The following is a 3,488-nucleotide window of genomic DNA, read 5'->3' on the forward strand; positions in this document are numbered from 1 at the left end:
GATGAATCGTAGGGTGGGCAGTGCCTAGCAAAGGGCTTTTCAAGCTTGATTATCTGTGTGATGCACTGCCCACCTAATACTTAACATTACTTAATAAAAAAAGTGCGATCGCTTTCGTGACCAGATTTAGGATTAATCACTAGGATTAATCCTAGGGTGGGCAGTTAGACCGACTACTGAGGGCTGAATGCTTACATTTCATGACTTGGCTTAGCTAGCCCATTCACGATTTCTACACATTGCCGTGATCTAATCGTATTTATAGAGAGATATATATAGAGCAACACCCCTAAACAGTATAATTTCGGATTTTTAAGCCACAAAACAAATAAAAAACCCATAACTGTCGAAAAACTTCACCGGGTGCATCTCATTTTTGCTGTTTGACACGGTGGTGCGTTACGGGCAGCAACATAACCCTGACTAAGAGGCGAAAAATGAAGCCCCCCCTATAGCACCACTAGCAAAATTTTCAAAACTGAGATGCACCCAACATCACCTTCCTTCGGGTCCCTTCACCTGGCTACCCTTGATTGCAAACAAATGCAACGAATTTGGGAAATCTGTAGCTTGCTCATTGTAGCTACAGGAGTTCGCCTATAAAAATGACTGTATCAGTAAGCCAGAACGAGTTACTCAATTCAGCCATCTCTGTATAGAGTTCTTGGGTAATTCGGAGAGTTATGGGTATTGAAGGAGATTCAACATGTATAGCTTAGAGTCCCAGATTAACTACCAAGTCAAAGGTTTCGATCGCGTAGCGTGGCCGAAGGCCAATCGCGTAGTGTGGCCGAAGGCCAATCAGCTCAGTCATTCGGAAAATAAGTCTAAAATTGCTAGTTTACCATCGAATAACTCTCAATTCCTCCTACAAGCTATTCTTGAAGGGTTTGTTGACGGTGTCTTGATTCTGACGTCTCAAGGAAAGTGGGTTCATGCTAATGAACGTGGGCTTAGCATTTGTCGTCAACTCTGTCAAGATAAGTCACAGATGAGTTCTATCCCTGAGTCAATTTGGCGAGTGTGCGAAGGGTTAATTGATAGTCGCGATTGGTTTTCTGGGCAGAAAATGATTCTTGAGTCGGAAATCAAAATGGATAATTCAGTAACATTTCGAGTTAGGGTCAGATGGTTATTTTTGGATAATCAAGCAGAACCATATCTGTTAGTAACTCTAGAAAATCGCCATCATTCTTACTATAATGCTGCTATTACTGATGCTAAAAAATATGGATTGACTAACCGAGAAGCTGAAGTTTGGTTGCTTAAGAAAGCTAAAATGTCTTACAAAGAAATTGCAGCTCGGCTTTATATTACTACCAATACTGTTAAGAAGCATCTGAAAAATATTTATGCTAAACAACAGGCATTAGTTAGTAGCTAATAGGGAGTAGGGAGTAGGGAATCGGGAGTAGGGAATCGGGAGTAGGGAAGAAAGCATTCAGCTATCAGCTATCAGCTATCAGCTAATGCGCACGCTACTTGAGGTGCTTATGCCCTACAGATGGTGCTACTTGAGGTGCTATCAGCCCAAGGCCAACTGACCGCACCTCAAGTAGCGTGAGCTTTTAGCTCACCGCTGACCGCTGACCGCTGACCGCTGAATGCTTAAAGTGTTACTTGATAATTAACAATTATCATAGGACTCTTTTGACGGGTGTTTGTTGCTATGGACGTTTCTGATTCCCAATCTGATTCCCAAATCATTACCTACAGCCCTGCCTACACTTTGGTACCCACTTACGAATGCTTTAATCGCTGTAGCTACTGCAATTTTCGGGCGGAAGCGGGGAGCAGTCCTTGGTTGAGTGTGGAGGATGCGGAAAATCAGTTAAGGTTGCTTCAGTGTCAGGGTGTTTGTGAAATTCTGATTCTTAGTGGTGAGGTTCATCCTAGGTCTTCACGGCGCAAGGCTTGGTTTCAACTAATTTATGATTTGTGTGACCTGGCTTTGTCTCTGGGATTTTTGCCCCATACTAATGTTGGACCGTTGAGTTGGGAGGAGATGGCGCGACTCAAGCAGGTGAATGTGTCTATGGGGTTGATGTTGGAACAATTAACACCGGAGTTGCTCAAAACCGTTCACTGCTATGCTCCCAGTAAGATACCAGAGGTGCGACTACAACAGTTGCAATGGGCGGGAGAATTGGGGATTCCCTTTACGACCGGTTTGTTGTTTGGCATTGGTGAAACTGAGCAGGATTGGTGGGAAAGTTTAAATGCGATCGCACAAATTCATGGTGAGTATGGTCATATCCAAGAGGTCATCCTGCAACCTTACAGTGAGGGCACTACAGAAATCTTTCATAGTCAGTCTTTCGGTCTTAATCACCTGGTAAAAGTGATTCGGAAGGCGCGTCAGATTTTGCCCTTGGATATTACTATCCAAATTCCTCCCAATTTAGTTGATACTGTTGGGAACTTGCCTCAACAGTCTTCTGCTCTATTAGCGTGTTTGGAGGCTGGCGCACGGGATTTAGGAGGAATTAGTCCCAAGGATGAGGTGAATCCCGATTATCCTCATCCCCATAGTTATCGATTGCGCGAAGTGATCGAACCAGCTGGATGGACGTTAGTAGCGCGTTTGCCAGTTTATCCTAAGTATGACAGTTGGTTACCTGCGAGATTGCGACAAGTGGTTGAGAGATGGCGGATTGGTGATAGGTAATTGGTAATAGATAATTGCTAGACCTCTTGTCCTAACACAAGCTGGAACCAAGATTCCGATAATTTCGTCTCGTCAGAGGTGAAACGATTGACCGACAAGCCTGATGTCAAACAGGAAGTGTGCTCAACAAGTACGTAGCAACTATGTTATCCGACTTCTCTGGCCAAAATCTCCGAGGTCGCTCCTTTAAGGGTCAAAACCTTACAGGAGCAAACTTTAACCACGCTGACCTTCGAGGTGTAGACTTCACCAATGCTCTTTTGAAAGGAGCGACCTTTAGCCATGCTAGGAGTGGATTACAGTATTACTGGGTAATTATTTTACTGGGATTTTCATTACTTCTCTCAGAGGATATCTCCCAAGTTTTTTTATACTGAATTTTGCCCCCCTAGCCCCCCAACTTTGGGGGGAACAAGAGTCAATTTGCTTCTAAAAGTCCCCCGAGCGAGGGATTGCTCGCTCGGGGGATTTAGGGGGCTTGGATGTAACAAATGAAACTTCTCAGACAACCTCTCAGTATTATCAAGTCACATTTTCTGTCGAACTGGTCATATTTCCCTGAAATTTCTGGAATCAGAATCCCCTATTCTTCAGAGTTGTAGGGTGGGCAAAAACATTTTGGTTATGGGTGAGTATTCTAGATAATATCAATTTGCCCACCCTACTGACTTGTAGGTTGTAGGGTGGGCAAAAAAAAACATTTTGGTTATGGGTGAGTATTCTAGATAATATCAATTTGCCCACCCTACTGACTTGTAGGTTGTAGGGTGGGCAAAAAAAAACATTTTGGTTATGGGTGAGTATTCTAGATAATATCAAT

General features: G+C 43.5%; 3 protein-coding genes. All 3 read left to right on the forward strand.

Annotated features, from left to right (window positions below; translation table 11 throughout):
- Positions 1 to 706 precede the first annotated feature (706 nt).
- Positions 707 to 1,384 (forward strand): helix-turn-helix transcriptional regulator, encoded by a 678-nt coding sequence (locus F6K38_RS27540; RefSeq protein ID WP_008185536.1) that lies wholly within the window; start codon positions 707 to 709, stop codon positions 1,382 to 1,384.
- Between the two features lie 285 nt (positions 1,385 to 1,669).
- Positions 1,670 to 2,668, forward strand: coding sequence for a 7,8-didemethyl-8-hydroxy-5-deazariboflavin synthase subunit CofG (gene cofG / locus F6K38_RS27545; protein ID WP_287358255.1), 999 nt, complete (start codon positions 1,670 to 1,672; stop codon positions 2,666 to 2,668).
- 143 nt (positions 2,669 to 2,811) lie between these two features.
- Positions 2,812 to 3,045 carry a pentapeptide repeat-containing protein gene (locus F6K38_RS27550; protein ID WP_287358245.1) on the forward strand — a complete coding sequence of 78 codons (234 nt, stop codon included), beginning with the start codon at positions 2,812 to 2,814 and terminating at the stop codon, positions 3,043 to 3,045.
- Positions 3,046 to 3,488 lie beyond the last annotated feature (443 nt).

Source organism: Moorena sp. SIO3B2 (assembly GCF_010692525.1).
GTDB lineage: Bacteria > Cyanobacteriota > Cyanobacteriia > Cyanobacteriales > Coleofasciculaceae > Moorena > Moorena producens.

Bases quoted from the DNA above. Each gene is read 5' to 3' on its own strand.
- F6K38_RS27540 (WP_008185536.1), top strand. From the start codon at position 707: ATGTATAGCTTAGAGTCCCAGATTAACTACCAAGTCAAAGGTTTCGAT.
- cofG (WP_287358255.1), top strand. From the start codon at position 1,670: ATGGACGTTTCTGATTCCCAATCTGATTCCCAAATCATTACCTACAGC.
- F6K38_RS27550 (WP_287358245.1), top strand. From the start codon at position 2,812: ATGTTATCCGACTTCTCTGGCCAAAATCTCCGAGGTCGCTCCTTTAAG.